This window comes from Vibrio sp. D417a (assembly GCF_030248595.1).
GTDB classification, from domain to species: Bacteria; Pseudomonadota; Gammaproteobacteria; order Enterobacterales; family Vibrionaceae; genus Vibrio; species Vibrio alginolyticus.
The window spans coordinates 49,416-67,997 of sequence record NZ_JAHGAM010000008.1 but is presented as its reverse complement, the minus strand read 5'-3'; the positions used below and the strand labels follow the sequence as shown (position 1 = coordinate 67,997).

The window sequence follows — 18,582 nt, the reverse complement described above, 5'->3', positions numbered from 1 at the left end:
CGTAAGGTAAGGAAGCAATGATGAAAGATAATAAAGAAATAAACACAAGCCGTAGGGATCTCCTAAAAGGCTTCACAACCGCTGCCGTTGCCGGTGCTGTTGTTGCGGGAACCACGAAAGTGGCCGTTGCTTCAGAAACGGTTGAGCCTTCTGAAAACGACGTGAAGAAGAAAGGGTATCGTGAAACTCAACACATTCGCGATTACTACGACACACTTTAGGAGATAACGGATGAAACTTGTCAAACGCTCCGACAGTGTGAGCAAAGAAACGAACCAGCTTGGCGTATCTCGTCGTGCATTCATGAAAAACACTTCGCTTGCCGCTGGTGGCGCAGTGGTTGGTGCTAGTCTATTCGCACCGGGAATGATGAAAAAAGCGCAAGCAAAATCAGTCGATCCAGAAGCGAAAACAGAAGTAAAACGTACTATCTGTTCTCACTGTTCAGTGGGTTGTGGTATTTACGCAGAAGTTCAAAATGGTGTTTGGACGGGTCAAGAGCCTGCATTCGACCACCCATTTAACGCCGGTGGTCACTGTGCAAAAGGCGCAGCACTGCGTGAACATGGTCACGGTGAGCGCCGTCTTAAATACCCAATGAAGCTTGAAAACGGTAAGTGGAAAAAGCTTTCTTGGGATCAAGCGATCGAAGAAATCGGTAACAAGGTGATGTACATCCGTAAAGAGTCCGGCCCTGATTCGGTTTACTTCTTGGGAAGCGCAAAGCACAGCAACGAACAAGCGTACTTGTTCCGCAAAATGGCATCACTTTGGGGTACGAACAACGTTGACCACCAAGCGCGTATTTGTCACTCAACAACCGTGGCTGGTGTAGCGAATACTTGGGGTTACGGTGCGATGACCAACTCTTTCAATGACATGCACAACTGTAAGTCGATGCTATTCATTGGTTCAAACCCAGCTGAAGCACACCCAGTAGCGATGCAGCACATTCTGATCGCAAAAGAGAAGAACAACTGTAAGATCGTCGTAGCGGATCCTCGTCGTACACGTACGGCAGCAAAATCGGATCACTATGTATCACTTCGTCCTGGTTCTGACGTAGCATTCATTTGGGGTGTGTTGTGGCACATCTTCGAAAACCAATGGGAAGATAAAGAGTTCATCCGTCAACGTGTATTCGGTATGGATGAGATCCGTGCTGAAGTGGCGAAATGGACGCCAGCAGAAGTTGAGCGCGTAACAGGCGTAAGCGAAGAAGACGTTCACCAAACAGCAAAACTGCTTTCTGAAAATCGCCCAGGCTGTATTGTTTGGTGTATGGGTGGTACTCAGCATACTACTGGTAACAACAACACACGTGCTTACTGTGTGCTTGAGCTAGCGCTTGGTAACATTGGTAAATCAGGCGGCGGTGCAAACATCTTCCGTGGTCACGATAACGTACAAGGCGCAACCGACCTTGGCGTACTTTCTGACACGCTACCTGGCTACTACGGCCTTTCTGAAGGCGCTTGGCGTCATTGGTCAAAAGTGTGGGAAATCGATTACGAATGGATCAAAGGTCGTTTCGATGACAACGCTTACAGCGGTCAGAAACCAATGCACAGTGCAGGTATTCCTGTATCTCGTTGGGTTGATGGTGTACTGGAAAACAAAGACAACATTCGTCAACGCGAAAACATCCGTGCAATGTTCTACTGGGGACACGCAGTGAACTCTCAAACACGTGGTGTTGAGATGAAAAAAGCGATGCAGAAGTTGGACATGATGGTGATTGTGGACCCTTACCCAACGGTTGCTGCGGTAATGAACGACCGTACCGACGGCGTTTACCTGCTTCCTGCAACAACACAGTTTGAAACACACGGCAGCGTTACCGCATCTAACCGCTCTCTACAATGGCGTGATCAGGTGATTGAACCTTTGTTTGAATCAAAACCAGACCACGAAATCATGTACCTGCTTTCGAAGAAACTGGGCTATTCCGATCTTCTGTTCAAAAACATCCGTGTTGAAAACAACCAGCCGGTGATTGAAGACCTGACGCGTGAATTCAACAAAGGCATGTGGACGATTGGTTACACAGGCCAAAGCCCAGAGCGTTTGAAAGCGCACCAACAAAACTGGCATACGTTCCACAAAACCACATTGGAAGCGGAAGGTGGCCCTGTCAACGGTGAAACCTACGGTCTACCTTGGCCATGTTGGGGTACACCTGAAATGAAACACCCAGGTACACACATTCTGTACGATACGTCTAAGACGGTTGCAGAAGGTGGCGGTAACTTCCGTACGCGCTTTGGTGTGGAATTCGAAGGCAAAAGCCTTCTTGCAGAAGACAGTTATTCGAAAGGCTGTGAGATCAAAGACGGTTACCCAGAGTTCACTGACAAGTTGTTGAAACAACTTGGTTGGTGGGACGATCTAACTGCTGAAGAGAAAGTGGCAGCAGAGGGTAAAAACTGGAAGACTGACCTTTCTGGCGGTATTCAGCGTGTCGCGATCAAGCACGGTTGTATTCCATTTGGTAACGCGAAAGCGCGTGCGATTGTTTGGACGTTCCCAGACCGTGTGCCACTGCATCGTGAACCACTTTACACACCACGTCGTGACCTTGTAACGGATTACCCGACTTGGGAAGACAAAGATGCCATCTTCCGTGTACCTACGTTGTATAAATCCATTCAAGAACAAGACAAATCGGGCGAGTACCCAATCGTTCTGACTTCTGGCCGTCTGGTTGAATACGAAGGTGGTGGTGAAGAGACGCGTTCAAACCCTTGGCTTGCCGAGCTTCAACAAGAAATGTTTGTTGAAGTGAACCCGAAAGACGCGAACGATCTTGGCTTCAGAGATGGTGATGATGTTTGGGTTGAAGGTGCAGAGAAGGGACGAATCAAGGTGAAAGCAATGGTAACGCGTCGTGTGAAACCTGGTTTGGCGTTCATTCCGTTCCACTTTGGCGGTAAGTTCGAAGGTGAAGACCTACGTCCTAAATACCCAGAAGGTACACAACCTTACGTTGTTGGCGAATCGGCTAACACGGCAACCACTTACGGTTACGACCCGGTTACCTTGATGCAGGAAACCAAAGTAACCCTATGTAACATTCGTAAAGCGTAAGGAGTCTGACAATGGCACGAATGAAATTTCTATGTGACACCAAACGCTGTATCGAGTGTAACGGCTGTGTTACTGCATGTAAGAACGAAAACGACGATGCGCTTGAATGGGGCATTCAACGTCGCCGCGTGGTAACACTAAACGACGGTGAAGCTGGTGAAAACTCTATCTCTGTTGCTTGTATGCACTGTACCGATGCGCCTTGTATGGCAGTTTGTCCAGCTGATTGTTTCGAACATACCGAAGACGGCATCGTTCTTCACAATAAAGATCTGTGTATCGGTTGTGGTTACTGTTTGTTTGCTTGTCCGTTTGGCGCACCTCAATTTCCTAAACAAGAGGCGTTTGGTGAACGTGGCAAAATGGATAAATGTACTTTCTGCGCGGGCGGCCCAGAAACAGAGCCTGGCTCTGAGGAAGAACGTCAAAAATACGGTGCGAACCGTATCGCAGAAGGCAAGTTACCGATGTGTGCATCGCTTTGTTCAACCAAAGCGCTGCTTGCGGGTGACGCAGAGAAAGTCTCTGACATTTTCCGTCAACGTGTGGTAGAACGCGGCGCGAAAAACGCAGGTTGGACAGACGGAAACGATCTTTCTTACGATGCGACGAAAAGCTAAGTAAGGAGAGGCACATGTTAAACACGCTTAAACGTGCATCTCTAGCAATGCTGTCAATGATGACGGCATTGCTGCTGACTTTCGCAATGCCTGCTTCAGGAGAGGAACAATCTTCTAAAGTTATTCAACAGGAGATCACGCAACTCGCCGGGGCAGACTATTGGCGCGAAGTCAGAGAGGGGCAAGAAGGCTACACCACGTCCCAATCGCCAGAACATGGCGTATTGATCAGTAAACCTGGTGAGACTTGGTACATTCTAAAAGAGAAATGGATGTCTCCTGCTGGTGCTGTCGCGATTTTCGGCAGTATCGCGATGGTTATCATGGCTTACGTATTCGTTGGTCCTTTGATGCTTAGCAAGCCGCGTACTGGTAAAAAGATGAAGCGTTGGTCTCGTTTAGACCGCGCGCTTCACTGGAGTATGGCGTTTACATTCTTAACGTTGGCATTCAGTGGTTTGATGCTGGTTTACGGTAAGCACTTCTTAAAACCGTACGTTCCTACTGAGTTCTGGGGCTTTATCGTCATGTTGGCGAAGCAGTACCACAATTACATGGGACCATTGTTCTTCATTTTGCTGATGCTCGTGCTCTTTAAATGGTGGCGCAAGTCGATTCCAAACATGACTGATGTTCGTTGGTTCATGAAAATGGGCGGTATGGTTGGTAAACACAAAGGCACACATCCGTCAGCTGGTTTCTCAAACGGTGGCGAGAAGGCAATCTATTGGTTGTTGATCTTCTTTGGTGCTATCGCGGCAGTGAGTGGCTTAGTTCTGGACTTTCCTATCTTTGGCCAAACTCGCCGTGACATGGAGCTTTCTAACTTAGTTCATGCGATTTCGGCACTGATTCTAATCTGTGGCTTTATCTTCCACATCTATATTGGTCTATTCGGTATGGAAGGTGCGTTAGAAGGCATGATGACAGGTGAAGTTGATGAAACATGGGCGAAAGAGCATCACGATCTTTGGTATGAGGAAGTGAAGTCCAAAGAAGCGATGGGTGAAACAGATACGGGACAAACGGAAGTAAAAGGAGCGAAAGCGAATGAACAAACCTCATAACGGGATTTGGGTTGCGTACATCCTGAGCTGTCTGACCCCGTTTACGTTTCTGATCTCAGGCGTTATCGCAATTATCTATGCGGGTTACCGATTAGATAAGGGAGAAGACAGCGACGTAGTGATTTCTCATTACTACGGTTTAATTCGCACCTTCTTTCTCTACCTGACGTTTTTTGTTGTGTTGATCGTCACCGTCGCGACTTCTAACGGTGTACTCGTTGGCGTGAGTGATTATTGGTTGCATAGTACTTTGCTTGAAACCATTGCTTACTTTATTCCTTGGGTAGGGATGGTGTTTGCTGCATTAGCCATCTTGGTGTGGTTTATGCGAATGTTTCAAGGGATGCAGCAACTGCTCAATAACCAACCACACAGACCATCGACAGGTCCAAACCTTTAATCAGTATTCTTTAAGCAAAACCGCCGTAATAGGCGGTTTTTTTGTTGCTGTTTTGTCTCAAATATGAAGCGTTGAGTCGCAGTGGTGATACTTGATGCAACTTATTGAGTGAATTTACGTAACTGGGCAGAAAATCATAGTTAAGTAAGAAACATGTAAAAAAATCGCGTCACGATGAGACATTAGTCTCACTCACGCTATTGTTCATTTACTCAGGATTCATCGTCCCGTTAAAGTACGCTGCGCTCAGAGATTCAAAGAGTTGCATACGTGAAAATTGCCATCAATACATTCAGTCTACGCATACAGAGGAATCTCTATCGGAGGATGTTTGATTAAGGCATCTTGCTCTCACAAATAAAAAGAGCGAAACGAGCATTAAATGATGCGGCAAGGTAAGAAAAGGACAAACACGTTACGGCTATGATCCCTCAATTCGTCATTCCTATCACGAATCGCTTTGGCGAAAGTTATCACTTCTCTGGTCAGTTACTTACTAGCGGCGAACCTAAAACATTCGTGACCAAACAAGAGGCAATAGAGTTTCTTGAGAGCTTTGGTGAGCTTGACCTTCGCTCTGTCGAGGATTTGTTCTATGCGATTGGTCAATTCAAGCCAAACATACCTGACGGTGAGCTTACTTCCCAACACTATAATTCAACGTTTGCCAATGCTTTGGTGAACGGTGACTTACATGTCGCTCGAATTGTACCTACCGGCGAAAACTACGCGCTCTCGTCAGCGGTTACGCCTCCACCGACTCAAAATACCGTCAATGCAAAACCATCGAAGGGAAAGGGGAAGTCGAATAAAAAGAGTGGCAGAAGTGCCGCATCCGCCAAGCCTCAGCAACAAAGCAGTGAAAAACATGAGAAAGCCGGTGACCCTGTATCACTTGTGACGGGTGAAGAAATTCTCGCACTCTATGATATCGAGCTACAGCAAGGCACTACTTGGCAGCGTACTTATCGCTCTTCGCAGTCGGATGTAAATCATGGAATGGGCTTTGGTTGGCGACATGCATTTCAGTTTGAATTGCACGAGAAGACGGACGAGAAAGACAACGTTATCGCTTGGGAGTTTGTTGACGATAAGGCCGATATCACAGAGTTTGAGCCAGTAGATACTGGAGCAACAAGTTACCAGATATACGCTGGTGCGAGCTGTTATTTCCTAAATTCAGCAACTCGGATCGTGACGCTCGCTAGTGGGCATCAATATCGATTTGAGCAAAAAGATGATCGTTGGCTTGTTAAACAAGTTAGAAATGGCACGTTTTCAACGTTTCAATTGCAGTATTCTCGAAACCATCGATTGATCGAGATCGCATATAACAAGCGTCCGGTTCTTGAATGTCAATATGATAAGCAAGGACGCCTTGTAGAACTGCTTAATGCAAAGTCCCAAAAAGTTCTGACAACTTATACCTATGATGAGCACGATGATTTGGTCAGTGCAACTAATCATTTGGGCTTGAAGGAACAGTATCAATACCGCGGCCATTTAATTGTTAAGCGTGTACGACCAACTGGCTTTACTCATTATTTTGAATGGGATGGCGAAGGTGCTAACGCGAAATGCATCAGGAACGTTGGGGACGCAGGAATTTATGACTATCGCTTCCATTATCAGGGAAATCATTCTTCTTATTCTGACTCGTTAGATCATCAATGGTCTTTCTTGCATGACGAGCAGGGTAACTTACTCGAGAAAATAAGCCCCACAGGTAGAACTTGGCGATGGCAATATGATGAATTAGGACGAAAAGCACAAGCTATCTATCCTGATCAGTCAACGGTCAATTATCAATATAATCAGCATGGTCAATTAGTTTCTAAGTTTCATTCCTCTGGCAAAGAAATTCAATATGGCTATGACGGCTTAGGTAAGTTAGTTAAAACGGTTTCACCTGACGGGGATATCGAGAAGGCTTACTACAATAGTCTCGGTCAAAGAGTTTGGGATACCGATCAGTTCGGCTGTGTCACGGAGTATGATTACGATAAACACGGTCAAGTCGTCAAAAAAGAGTCTGAAGATGGTAAGAAAAGTCAGTGGTGGTGGGATGAACAACAAAGACTTATCGCGAATGAAATAGACGGTACATTACTTCGTTACAGCTACAACGAAGAAGATCTAGTGAATGGCGTCGCTTATCCCGATGGGTGTATTGCTCAACTCGCTTATGATCAATTCGGCAGGCGTACATCAGTTCGTTATTTTAACGACGAAGACAAAGTCGGTTATAGCGAAGAATATTCTTACGATGAGCACAGCCGTGTTGCTCAGATTCGAACGCCAGCAGGCATTACCTCGTATCAATGGGGAGCACTCGCGCAACAAGAAGCAGTCATCTTTCCCGATGGCAGCCATATTTCTTACGAATACGATCAACAACGTAACCTGACTAAATTAGTTCGGAGTGACGGCTTAGAGTTCGAATTCCTGTATGACGATGAAGGCCAGCTGTCAGGAACTGTCGGGTTTGATAATCTACAAAGCCAATTTGATTATGACGATATGGGGCGGATCCATCGTAAGCAAGTCGCCGATAGGACGGTGCTGTACCGCTATGACGCTGTGGGTTATCTCAAGCACGTCAAAGCAGGAAATGCTAGCAGTATTGTAGAGAACCACTTCAATTATACGCTTAGTGGGCGACTTACTTTCGCATCCAATCGCCATCAAACACTGCAATACCAATACTCTTCATTCGGGCATTTAACAAAGCGCATTCAAGGTCAGTTTGAGATAGCGCAGGAGTTTAACAGAGTTGGCCAACGCGTATCTCAGGTACTGCCAGATAATACGGAGCTGAACTTCTCCTATGATCGATATGGGCGTTTTTCAGCGATTCGGTTTGGAAACCTCGATTTACCTCAAATCAAATTTCATTACGATGAAATGGGACGAGTTTCCCAAATTGAAACGGCACATTTTAATGAGCGCATCATTTATGATGGTGTTGGTCGTTTGGTCGAACAACATTGGCCTGATAGAGAGAAAAAGTACGTTTACAATGCGCAAAACCGTATTTCATCAATCATTGATAATAGGGCAGGAGCAACACACTATCAGTACGATGCCTTAGGGCAACTGAAACGAGTCAATGCTTCCGGAGAAGTGACTAAGTTTGAATACGATAGTTTTGGCAATCCTACTTTGCCAACTTCAGAGGTATTCGCTGATCGTATTGAAGTACACGATGGTGTCCGGTTCAAATATGACGCGCAAGGAAACCAGACAAAACGTGAGGGGCAAGGACATGTTCAGACTCGCGTATTTGATGCGTTAAATCAGCTCATTGAAGTTCACACCGACGATGGCATCAGTCAATATGAATATGATGCATTAGGGCGCAGGACGAAGAAAATTACACAACAAGGCGTTACGGAGTTCTTGTGGGAAGGGGAACGTTTAATTGGTGAACGCTCTTCATGCGCTTTCCGCTGGTACCTATATCAACCAGAAACCTACACGCCAGTGGCACTGCTAGAAAATGACGTTATTTATTGGTACCAGTGCGATCAAGTTGGTAAACCAGAGCGACTGATCGATTGCGAGGGGAATGTTGTATGGAGTGCCAGCTACGATGCTCATGGCTTTGCTCATGTACATATTGAAAAAGTAGTAAATCCACTGCGTTTTCAAGGGCAGTACTTCGATCAAGAAACCGACTTACACTACAACCTCGCTCGGTATTACGATTCTAAGCTAGGACGCTTTATCCAACAAGATCCGATATCTATTGCTGGTGGCATTAACCATTACCAATATGCAGTCAATCCTATCCAGTGGATTGATCCAACAGGTTTCCTTTGTGAAGAAGGGTTAAAACGCTTGGGTCAAATGTTGGCAGCGTATCAGGCGCAAAGCGATGTCCCCCAAGAGGTTTGCGATCAGATTTTAGAGGCAGCAAAAGAATCATCCGTCGGAGAAGATGGCGTTCGCTCGCAAGTCAAAATCCGAAAACCCAAAGGTAAAAATCATATTCGATATGAATACGATTTAGACCATATTGATTGCGAGAAAAATGAAATTACTTTTTATCGTCATATCAATCATTCAGATGGCAGCAGGCACGAAGTTCAGTATGTTGTTGGGATTGAGGAATTTGTAAGCGGACATGTTTTTGGCGAAAGTCAAGCTTTTGAAACCTCAAAGACCATTCATAACTCCAATGAGGGCTCTAAAATCTTTACAGATTGGTCTCTTACACGGTTAAAGTTGCGCGACTCTGATACTAACAATTTAAATAACTATGATTTTGGTTCTTATTTGAGGACTTTAGCTGGGCCTCCTCCTGCAGACATGCCGGATCCACATGCTCACCACGTACTATTTAAGAGGGGGTTGGGGCAGGATCAACAAGATCTAGTTATGGAGGGGCAGGAGCTTTTAAGAAAATATGATATCGACCCAATATTTGGTTTTGAGAACTTAGTGTGGGCTCCCAACCGTATCGCTGGACAGCATGATATTAATGCGTTGCGGCAGGTTGTTGATACTCTTAAAGCGACTGATAAAATGTTGGGTAAACGCGTTGATATGGTTAATGCTTTAAAATTACTGGGTAAAACCGCAGCTGAGAGGAGATAAAGATGGCCGGTGAGCACAGCGCAAAAGATGTAATGGCCGCGATTAGATCGGGTGACGTGAGTGAGGTTGAAAAAATTCTCTCAGGAGATGACAAATTACTTCATCTAATTACGCCTCTGGGTTCCTGGTTGCACATCGCAACGGAGCAAGGGCAAGATAAAATTGTAGAGCTTCTGGTGAATCTAGGTATTGATGTAAATATCAAGGGGGGGCCTTCAGGTGTAACTCCCTTAAATACAGCTGCATATGAAGGTCATTTAGACTTACTTACCTATTTTCTAGAAAGAAATGCAGTGATGGATATATCTGAACCAGACCGCAACCCATTGTTTGCTGCGATCCATGCTGGTCATAAAAATATTGTGGAGTTATTATTAAAAGCTGGTATAGATACAAAGGTTAAATATACTGGTAACTCTATGAAAGACATGGACGCTATAGAGTTTGCTTATGAGTGGGGACGCAAGGAAATCGCAGAAATGATTAAAGAGCACAATAGGCACGCTTAGTAGAAGTTAATATGGTACGACAAAGGCAACCGTTTATCAGTTGAAACTGGTTGGCTTCCTCCTTATCTCGTCGAGGGGCGTTGGCTAGAAGAAGTAAAAGCAGGGAAGATCACTCGATAAACTCCTTTAGTTAGCCATTCAGTATAAAAGCCACCTCTCATGAGGTGGCTTTTATGTTTATGGTGGGGAGTTTGCTGCTTGTTGAGCTATATGGTGCGCATTATGTTGGTGCACTAAAACCACATTGGTGCATTTATTAGCGTGTTAAGCACCATTTCAAGAACGCCAAATTTTATTAAAGTTAATATAAAACAAAAGATTAAAAAGTAAATGTTAGAAATATAAATTATGGAATGAGAATTGCTCTGTTAGACGCTCTATAAATTAATTTCACCAAATTGGTGATGAACCTAACTTTGATGCACAGGATAAGTGCGCTACAGATCAACGGAGACAATCATAATGAGTGTAACTGCCAATCAGGTACACGGCGCTGTACAAACTCTCACGCAAAGTTCCGACACACTTTTCTTACTACTTGGCGCAATCATGGTTTTTTTGATGCATGCTGGTTTTGCTTTTCTTGAAGTAGGAACCGTGCGCCAAAAGAACCAAGTTAATGCTTTAGTTAAAATCTTGGCCGATTTCGGTATATCCGCCATCGCGTATTTTTTCATTGGATACTGGGTCGCTTATGGCGGCACCTTCTTTGCTGATGCAGAGACATTATCTCAAGGCAATGGTTACGAGTTAGTGAAGTTCTTTTTCTTGCTGACCTTCGCTGCAGCGATTCCCGCTATTGTTTCAGGTGGTATCGCAGAACGAGCTCGTTTTTATCCGATTTTAATCGCAACATTTTTCACTGTCGGTATTGTATACCCACTATTTGAAGGAATGATCTGGAACGGAAACTTTGGCGTTCAATCTTGGTTTGAAAATACCTTTGGTTATGGCTTCCACGATTTTGCAGGTTCAGTCGTTGTGCATGGTGTTGGCGGCTGGATAGCGCTTGTTGCCGTCGTGTTTTTGGGCATGAGAAAAGGCAGAGTTCGAGCAGGAAAGCACACCAACTTTGCACCTTCGAATATTCCGTTTTTGGCTTTGGGAGCTTGGGTCTTATGTGTGGGGTGGTTTGGCTTCAACGTCATGTCAGCTCAAACTGTGTCAGGCATAAGTGGCTTGGTGGCTATGAACTCATTGATGGCAATGGTCGGGGGCATTGTCGCGTCACTGTTGGCTGGTAAGAATGACCCTGGCTTTATTCATAACGGCCCACTAGCTGGCTTGGTTGCTGTATGTGCGGGCTCAGACTTAATGCATCCTATCGGTGCTTTAGTGACAGGTGCGATTGCTGGCGTGCTATTTGTTTATCTTTTTACCCACCTACAAAACAAAACCAAGATTGATGATGTGCTAGGTGTCTGGCCTTTACACGGTGTATGTGGCGCTTGGGGTGGTATTGCCGCTGGGATTTTTGGTCAAAGCGCATTGGGTGGGCTAGGTGGCGTGAGCATTATCGTTCAGCTTCTAGGAACGCTTTTGGGCCTTTCCATCGCAGTGCTTGGTGCACTTGTAGTCTACGGTGCGATTAATACCAGTATGGGACTGAGGCTTTCAGAAGAAGACGAATTCAATGGCGCTGACCTAGCCATTCATAAAATATCTTCGACCAACGAGGATTGAGGCCAATATGGGAGCGGCATAAAGCCGCTCTGTTAGCAATTGCCTTTCTTGGCTTGGCCAGGAGGACAGAAATTACCATTACCTCGATGGTCATCATCATTGGTGCTGACTCTTACCTTTACATCATCGACTTCGCCTTCAACATTGGTAAGTTGACAGCCTGCCAAAGTCATAAGCAATATAAACGCTAGAGATACTTGTCTCATTGCTGTTCCTCTTAAATTGTAATTCTAATAGTGACCATTACGACTATGGTCTAATCCATATTACTACTGTTGCTATTCTTTCAGTGTTAAGCTAATGAAAAAACAGCAAGGATGAGTTATGAATTTCCCTTATAGAAATATTGTAGTACTTACTGGTGCAGGTATCTCGGCCGAATCTGGTATTCAAACATTTCGTGCGCAAGATGGCCTATGGGAGAATCACCGTATCGAAGATGTAGCAACGCCTGAAGGGTTTGCTCGCGATCCGGACCTTGTTCAAGATTTTTACAACCAACGCCGCAAGAAACTTCAAGATAATGCGATAAAGCCTAATGCAGCGCATGAAGCATTAGGTCGTTTAGAGGCTGAGTTAGAAGGTAAAGTGACGGTCATCACTCAAAATATAGACAACCTTCACGAAAGAGGCGGCAGTCAGAATGTGATTCACATGCATGGTGAGTTGCTCAAGGCCCGCTGTAGTGAATCTAACCAAGTAGTAGAGCACAATGAGGACATTAAGACCGGCGAGCTTTGTCACTGTTGTCAGATCCCTTCACAAATGCGACCACATATTGTTTGGTTTGGTGAAATGCCACTGCGAATGGGGGATATCTACGCGTCATTAGAAGAAGCAGATTTGTTTATTTCTATTGGGACTTCTGGCGTTGTGTATCCCGCAGCAGGTTTTGTTCATGATGCAAAAATGCACGGCGCACATACCATTGAAATTAACCTAGAACCTAGTGCGGTAGAAAGTGAATTTGAGGAAAAACGCTACGGAAAAGCAAGCGTTGAGGTTCCAAAATTAGTTGACGAGATACTGGCTCTAGAAGGAAAAGAAAGAGCGTAGTAACTTCAACAGGAAGAGTTTTTGTCTTGTCATTAAGAACAAAAAAGCGGCTCATGAGCCGCTTTTTCATATCTTTAAAACTAACGAATTAGTTGTTCACTTTTAGCTTTTGGAAGTACTCATCGTACATTACGCTCGCTTCGCCAACTTCATCTTGCCAAGTACCGCTGTCCATCACTTCTTGTGGTGGGAAGATGCTTGGATCATTAGCAAATTCTTTCGGTAGCAGATCGTGTGCCGTTTTAACTGGCGTAGGATAACCAATCTCAAGTGCAATCTTAGCTGCGTTCTCAGGACGTAGTAGGAAATCGATCATCTTATGAGCTGCGTCAACGTTCTTCGCACCAGCTGGAATTGCTAGGCTGTCCATCCAGAAGATAGTGCCTTTTTCTGGCCAGATGATGTCGATGTTCGCGCCTTCTTGACGAGCCATGTATGCAGAACCGTTCCAAAGCATGCCTAGTGAAACTTCACCCGCAAGGTAAGGGTTTGCAGGAAAGTCTGAGTTAAATACTAATACGTTTGGCATTAGCTTTTTCAGTTCTTCGTAAGCGGCTTTGATTTCTTCTGGGTTAGTCGTGTTTGGTGAGTAACCAAGCTTAGTCAATGCAATGTGGAATACTTCGCGAGAATCATCCATCAGCATTAGTTGACCTTCCCACTTGCTATCCCAGAAATCATCCCATTTAGAAACCGATGACTTGTCTAGCATGTCAGCATTGATACCAATACCGGTCGCACCCCAAATGTATGGGATAGAGTAGTTGTTGTTCGGATCGAACGGTTTGTTTAGGAAGTTAGTATCAAGATCGGCAAAATGAGATAATTTCTCTTTGTCGATCTGTTGTAGCATGCCTTCTTTACGCATTTTAGAGACGAAATAGGTAGACGGTACTACCAAGTCGTAACCAGAACCTTGAGTTTTTAGTTTTGCGTACATACTCTCGTTAGATTCGTATGTAGAGTAAATAACTTTGATTCCGGTTTCTTTTGTAAAGTCTTCAAGAACTTCGTTTGGAATGTATTCCGACCAGTTGTAGAAATACAGTTCTTGATCAGCAGCCATTGCAGGGGTAGCGATGAGCGTCGCTGCACATAGAGCGCTTGCGTAGAATTTACTTTTCATTTGTTTTCCGTTTTGTTTCGCGATTGGACAAGTCAATACTAGCTGGAGTTATCAAGTTGAGCCAAATCGCAGTAAGCACAAATATGTTCATTTAGCTTGAATATCGTTGTCTCCTTGTTATGAGACGATAAATCTATGATACCAAGACAAATAAACCTAGCAACGCGCGATTATATCAGCCTAAGACAAAAATAGGCAGCGTATTGCTGCCTATTTTCCTATGGTTGATGACTTGTTACACAAGCTAGATTATTGTCCCGCTTTCAGCTTGAGGAAGTAATCTTCGTATTTAACGGTTAGATCACCAACCGCATCTTGCCATTCAACGCGGTCAAGGTCTTCTTGAGAAGGGAATAGTGGGCCAACGTCTTTAAACTTAGCATTCGATTCCTCCACCGCCGTTAGGTAGCCAGTATCACGAGAGATTTGCTCTGCGATTTCTGGGCGCAGTAAGAAGTCGATCATCTTGTGAGCGGCTTCTACGTTCTTCGCACCGGAAGAGATAGCGAAGTTATCAACCCAGCCGATACCGCCTTCTTTAGGAAAAACGAGTTTAAGGTTCAGGCCTTCACTTTGTGCCGCTGCGGCGCTACCGTTCCAAAGCATACCAACGCCAACTTCGCCAGACATGTATGGTGCGCCTGGGTTGTCAGAGTTAAATACTAGAACGTTTGGCATAAGCTTTTGTAGCTCTGCGTACGCTTCATCGATTTGTTTTGGATCCGTAGAGTTACCTGAGTAACCCAGTTTGCGCAGTGCAATGTGGAACACTTCACGAGTGTCGTCCATCAGCATTACTTGACCTTCTAGCTCTGGCTTCCATAGGTCAGCCCAGCTTTGGAAGTCGTTTGGATCGTACATGTCTGCGTTAACCGCTAGACCTGTAATCGCAACAACGTGTGGAATAGAGTAGTCGTTATTTGGATCGTAAGGCTTGTCTAGGTAGTTTTTATCTAGGTTGCCGAAGTTTTTCAGCTTAGTCTTGTCGATCTTTTGTAGCATGCCTTCGTCTCGCATCTTCGCTACGAAGTACGTTGAAGGTACTACTAGATCATAACCTTGGTTATGAGTTTTTAGCTTTGCATACAAAGTTTCGTTCGACTCGTAAGTCGAGTAGATCACTTTGATGCCAGTTTCTTTAGTAAATTGCTCTAGGATATTACTGTTGATGTAAGGACCCCAGTTCATAAATACTAATTCTTTATCATCCGCTGCCGCTGTACCAGAGAACAGAGAAAGCGCACATGCACTACCAGCTAATAGAGTAGCCCATTTTTTCATTGACGTTAGCTCCAAACCAAACGTTGTCCAATTTTGGACGATAGATAGAAAAACAGAATGGCATGTAACCATTCTGTTTCGTGATGTTAACGGGTGCGGATTCTACTTCACTTTTTCTCTTGCTAGCAACTGAGAAATTACTACCAAGACCAAAGAAACAATCAACATCACCGTTGCTAGGGCGTTCACTTCCGGTGAAATGCCCACCTTAACCATTGAGTAAATCTTCAATGGCAAGATTTCGTAAGTTGGACCTGTTACAAACGAGCTGATAATTACGTCGTCCAAAGACAGGGTAAAGCTCAGTAGCCAACCTGCAGCAACCGCTGGTTTAGCAAGAGGAAGGATGATCTGTTTCAAGATAACCCATTCGCTTGCACCAAGGTCTTTTGCAGCTTCCAACATTTTCACATCAAAGCCATTCAAGCGGCTGTACACTGTTACCACAACGAACGGTAGACAGAAGGTGATGTGAGCAATCAATAGAGTAAAGAAGCCAAGCTGTGCGCCTAATACTAGGAACAGAGCAAGCAATGAAATCGCCATTACAATATCTGGAGACATCATTACGACAAACAGCATGCCGTTTACCGCGCCTTTACCTTTGAACGAGTAACGGAATAGGGCAACAGCCGTCAAGCTACCAATAATGGTTGCTGCTGTCGCTGAAAATACCGCTACGTTCAATGAATGCCATGCAGCCTGCATTAGGCTGTCGTTATTTACTAAGGTTTCGTACCATTTCGTGGTGAAACCGCCCCATTTCATACCAAATTTGTTGGCATTAAATGAGTTAACAATTAGGACGATGATCGGCAGATACAAAAATGCATATACCAGCGCCATAAAGCTAAATCTAACTGTGCGTCCCATTAGTCTAGCTCCACTTTCTTATTCAATAGTTTGCCTGCTCTGTAGTAAGCGTAAAGCATCACAGCCATTGCGAAGGTGAGGGCGATACTGGTCGCAGCACCAAATGGCCAGTCACGAGCGTTCAATACTTGGCTCTTAATGACGTTACCGATCAGTAGGTTCTTCGCACCACCAAGAAGGTCAGAGATGTAGAACATACCTAGTGCTGGTAGCAGAACCAACAAACAACCACCGATAATGCCAGGCATTGTAAGAGGTAGAATCACTTTCGTAATGGTTTGGAACTTGTTCGCACCAAGATCTTTCGCCGCCTCGATATAAGTGTTGTCCAACTTCTCGATTGCCGAGTAAAGCGGCAGAATCATAAATGGAAGCAGGATGTACACAAGACCAATCATTACTGCTGTTTCGGTGTACATAATACGTAATGGCTTATCGATGATTTCCATCGCCATTAATGATTTGTTCAAAATACCTTGTGTACCCAGAACAATCTTCAGGCCGTAAGTACGGATAAGAGAGTTTGTCCAAAAAGGTACGATAACTAAGAACAACATGAATGGGCGCCATTTCTCTGGCATTTTCGCTATGATGTAAGCAAATGGGTAACCAATTACTAAACACAACAACGTCGCCACAATCGCCATGTAGAACGAGTGCATCAGCACTTTCGCATACAAGGGGTCGAGTAGACGTAAGTAGTTGTCGAAAGTAAATGTCATTTCGATTAAGTTTGCTTCATCACGCGTTAAGAAACTCGTACCGATAATCATCACATTTGGTACCAACACGAAAAGTGTTAACCAACCGACGATTAAGGTAATGATCGCGTTTTGAAGATTAATCTTCTTGCTTATCATTGAGGACTACCTCCCAACTCTCAACCCAAGTGATAGCGACTTTCTGGCCAAGTGAGTGGTCCACATCAGGATCATCTTCGTTAAAGAATTCGCTAACCATTACACGCATGCCTGAATCCAATTGGATAACGGAATCAAGCGTCATACCTTTATAGGTACGCTCTGTTACGTGACCTACGATGCCTTTTTCTTCAGACTCTTTGATCTCTTCGATACGTAAGTCTTCTGGGCGAAGTAGTACTTGCAGTTTTTCACCTGCTTGCGCTTCCTGATCGTAGTAAACAACAGACTCGACACCTTCGATTTCTGCACGGATACGTTTCTCGTCGATACGCTCTAGCATGGTTGCGTTGAATACGTTGATCTCACCGATAAAGCGAGCAACAAATAGGTTCTTCGGCTCTTCGTAAATCTCACGTGGAGAACCATCCTGCTCGATAACACCGTCGCGCATAACAATAATGCGGTCAGACATCGATAGGGCCTCTTCCTGATCGTGCGTAACGAAGATAAAGGTAATACCAAGTTGACGCTGAAGCTGTTTAAGCTCGATTTGCATTTGCTTACGCAGTTTGTAATCAAGTGCCGATAGAGATTCATCTAGCAGCAGTACTTTTGGTTTGTTAACAACCGCACGCGCAATGGCGATACGTTGTTGCTGACCGCCAGAAAGCTGATGAGGCTTACGCTGAGCCATTTTTTCTAGGCGCACCATGCGTAGCGCTTCCATTACTCGTGGTTCAATGTCCGCAGTAGGCGTTTTCTGCATACGAAGACCAAAAGCGACATTCTCATATACGGTCATGTGTGGAAACAATGCGTAACTTTGAAATACCGTGTTGACGTGCCTTTGCTCTGCAGGAACCTGTGTTACATCCTGGTCATCCAAAATAATTTGACCGTTATCTGCCGTTTCAAAACCTGCAATCATGCGTAAAACTGTTGTCTTACCACAACCAGAAGGCCCGAGAATCGTCAGAAATTCACCATGATTAACATCCAGATTTAAATTACCGATGATTTCCTTACCATCGAAACTTTTACTAATACCAGATAAACGAATAACTGGCTTTCCTGCTTGCGGTTTTGCGTTCAACGTCTGTATTTCCCCCACGTTCAAGCCGGGATTATCCCAGCTGATGTGACACTAACCATTCACTTTTGAGGCGCGCATCATAATCACCAAAAGTGTGAAATTAAAGCATTTTCTTATCTTGAAACAGAAATAATTTTGCAGGAAAAAGCCATCATTCCTTACCATACTGTTTTTATGAGATTAATTGGCATCTAGACACAGTTTGATAGCACTAAACTTTGTTCAACAATTGTTTCAATTTCATGACCTTGAAAGTGGTTAATTATCAACCATACAGTTGAGATTGCAAGGATTGTAGGTGAGTTGTGATGTTAGATGTGGAAAG

At 44.5% G+C, this 18,582-nt stretch carries 15 protein-coding genes; 9 read left to right on the top strand and 6 right to left on the bottom strand.

The window, feature by feature from the left end:
- Positions 1 to 20 precede the first annotated feature (20 nt).
- From KI742_RS09310 to KI742_RS09275, 8 genes are all read left to right on the top strand, one after another.
- On the top strand, positions 21 to 221 hold the full coding sequence (locus tag KI742_RS09310) for a twin-arginine translocation signal domain-containing protein (protein WP_005377542.1): 201 nt from the start codon (positions 21 to 23) through the stop codon (positions 219 to 221).
- Positions 222 to 231: 10 nt separating this feature from the next.
- Complete coding sequence (locus KI742_RS09305) at positions 232 to 3,087, top strand: formate dehydrogenase subunit alpha (protein WP_285385995.1); 2,856 nt, start codon at positions 232 to 234, stop codon at positions 3,085 to 3,087.
- A gap of 11 nt (positions 3,088 to 3,098) precedes the next feature.
- Entirely contained in the window at positions 3,099 to 3,707 is a 609-nt protein-coding gene (gene fdh3B / locus KI742_RS09300) for a formate dehydrogenase FDH3 subunit beta (protein ID WP_005377536.1), read from the top strand.
- A 14-nt stretch (positions 3,708 to 3,721) separates the two neighbouring features.
- Entirely contained in the window at positions 3,722 to 4,774 is a 1,053-nt protein-coding gene (locus KI742_RS09295; RefSeq protein ID WP_285385993.1) for a formate dehydrogenase subunit gamma, read from the top strand.
- Positions 4,758 to 5,174 (top strand): membrane protein, encoded by a 417-nt coding sequence (locus KI742_RS09290; protein WP_005377532.1) that lies wholly within the window; start codon positions 4,758 to 4,760, stop codon positions 5,172 to 5,174. The genes KI742_RS09295 and KI742_RS09290 overlap by 17 nt, the downstream gene beginning before the upstream one ends.
- 423 nt (positions 5,175 to 5,597) lie before the next feature.
- A complete protein-coding gene (locus KI742_RS09285) occupies positions 5,598 to 9,773 on the top strand; it encodes an RHS repeat-associated core domain-containing protein (RefSeq protein WP_285385991.1) in 4,176 nt (1,391 codons plus the stop codon).
- 2 nt (positions 9,774 to 9,775) lie between these two features.
- Positions 9,776 to 10,282 carry an ankyrin repeat domain-containing protein gene (locus KI742_RS09280; RefSeq protein WP_213973174.1) on the top strand — a complete coding sequence of 169 codons (507 nt, stop codon included), beginning with the start codon at positions 9,776 to 9,778 and terminating at the stop codon, positions 10,280 to 10,282.
- 462 nt (positions 10,283 to 10,744) lie between these two features.
- A complete protein-coding gene (locus KI742_RS09275; RefSeq protein ID WP_130544947.1) occupies positions 10,745 to 11,965 on the top strand; it encodes an ammonium transporter in 1,221 nt (406 codons plus the stop codon).
- Between the two features lie 32 nt (positions 11,966 to 11,997).
- On the opposite strand, the gene KI742_RS09270 is transcribed toward KI742_RS09275, so the two are convergent.
- Positions 11,998 to 12,171, bottom strand: a complete 174-nt coding sequence (locus KI742_RS09270) for a hypothetical protein (protein WP_165401620.1) — start codon at positions 12,169 to 12,171, stop codon at positions 11,998 to 12,000.
- A gap of 118 nt (positions 12,172 to 12,289) precedes the next feature.
- Here KI742_RS09270 and cobB point away from each other — a divergent pair, with 118 nt between their 5' ends.
- Positions 12,290 to 13,021 carry a Sir2 family NAD+-dependent deacetylase gene (gene cobB / locus KI742_RS09265; RefSeq protein ID WP_005377522.1) on the top strand — a complete coding sequence of 244 codons (732 nt, stop codon included), beginning with the start codon at positions 12,290 to 12,292 and terminating at the stop codon, positions 13,019 to 13,021.
- Between the two features lie 88 nt (positions 13,022 to 13,109).
- On the opposite strand, the gene KI742_RS09260 is transcribed toward cobB, so the two are convergent.
- The 5 genes from KI742_RS09260 to potA all read right to left on the bottom strand — a co-directional run bounded on the left by KI742_RS09260 (position 13,110) and on the right by potA (position 18,257).
- Positions 13,110 to 14,147 (bottom strand): extracellular solute-binding protein, encoded by a 1,038-nt coding sequence (locus KI742_RS09260; RefSeq protein WP_005377521.1) that lies wholly within the window; start codon positions 14,145 to 14,147, stop codon positions 13,110 to 13,112.
- A gap of 249 nt (positions 14,148 to 14,396) precedes the next feature.
- Entirely contained in the window at positions 14,397 to 15,428 is a 1,032-nt protein-coding gene (locus KI742_RS09255; RefSeq protein WP_213964468.1) for an extracellular solute-binding protein, read from the bottom strand.
- A 102-nt stretch (positions 15,429 to 15,530) separates the two neighbouring features.
- Positions 15,531 to 16,301, bottom strand: coding sequence for a spermidine/putrescine ABC transporter permease PotC (gene potC, locus KI742_RS09250; RefSeq protein ID WP_005389180.1), 771 nt, complete (start codon positions 16,299 to 16,301; stop codon positions 15,531 to 15,533).
- A complete protein-coding gene (gene potB, locus KI742_RS09245) occupies positions 16,301 to 17,161 on the bottom strand; it encodes a spermidine/putrescine ABC transporter permease PotB (RefSeq protein ID WP_005377512.1) in 861 nt (286 codons plus the stop codon). The genes potC and potB overlap by 1 nt, the downstream gene beginning before the upstream one ends.
- Positions 17,142 to 18,257, bottom strand: a complete 1,116-nt coding sequence (gene potA / locus KI742_RS09240) for a spermidine/putrescine ABC transporter ATP-binding protein PotA (protein WP_017634901.1) — start codon at positions 18,255 to 18,257, stop codon at positions 17,142 to 17,144. The genes potB and potA overlap by 20 nt, the downstream gene beginning before the upstream one ends.
- Between the last annotated feature and the right edge of the window lie 325 nt (positions 18,258 to 18,582).

What these genes read in the sequence shown, in the direction of transcription:
- KI742_RS09310 (WP_005377542.1), top strand. Translation starts at nt 21, where the DNA reads ATGAAAGATAATAAAGAAATAAACACAAGCCGTAGGGATCTCCTAAAA.
- KI742_RS09305 (WP_285385995.1), top strand. Translation starts at nt 232, where the DNA reads ATGAAACTTGTCAAACGCTCCGACAGTGTGAGCAAAGAAACGAACCAG.
- fdh3B (WP_005377536.1), top strand. Translation starts at nt 3,099, where the DNA reads ATGGCACGAATGAAATTTCTATGTGACACCAAACGCTGTATCGAGTGT.
- KI742_RS09295 (WP_285385993.1), top strand. Translation starts at nt 3,722, where the DNA reads ATGTTAAACACGCTTAAACGTGCATCTCTAGCAATGCTGTCAATGATG.
- KI742_RS09290 (WP_005377532.1), top strand. Translation starts at nt 4,758, where the DNA reads ATGAACAAACCTCATAACGGGATTTGGGTTGCGTACATCCTGAGCTGT.
- KI742_RS09285 (WP_285385991.1), top strand. Translation starts at nt 5,598, where the DNA reads ATGATCCCTCAATTCGTCATTCCTATCACGAATCGCTTTGGCGAAAGT.
- KI742_RS09280 (WP_213973174.1), top strand. Translation starts at nt 9,776, where the DNA reads ATGGCCGGTGAGCACAGCGCAAAAGATGTAATGGCCGCGATTAGATCG.
- KI742_RS09275 (WP_130544947.1), top strand. Translation starts at nt 10,745, where the DNA reads ATGAGTGTAACTGCCAATCAGGTACACGGCGCTGTACAAACTCTCACG.
- KI742_RS09270 (WP_165401620.1), bottom strand. Translation starts at nt 12,171, where the DNA reads ATGAGACAAGTATCTCTAGCGTTTATATTGCTTATGACTTTGGCAGGC.
- cobB (WP_005377522.1), top strand. Translation starts at nt 12,290, where the DNA reads ATGAATTTCCCTTATAGAAATATTGTAGTACTTACTGGTGCAGGTATC.
- KI742_RS09260 (WP_005377521.1), bottom strand. Translation starts at nt 14,147, where the DNA reads ATGAAAAGTAAATTCTACGCAAGCGCTCTATGTGCAGCGACGCTCATC.
- KI742_RS09255 (WP_213964468.1), bottom strand. Translation starts at nt 15,428, where the DNA reads ATGAAAAAATGGGCTACTCTATTAGCTGGTAGTGCATGTGCGCTTTCT.
- potC (WP_005389180.1), bottom strand. Translation starts at nt 16,301, where the DNA reads ATGGGACGCACAGTTAGATTTAGCTTTATGGCGCTGGTATATGCATTT.
- potB (WP_005377512.1), bottom strand. Translation starts at nt 17,161, where the DNA reads ATGATAAGCAAGAAGATTAATCTTCAAAACGCGATCATTACCTTAATC.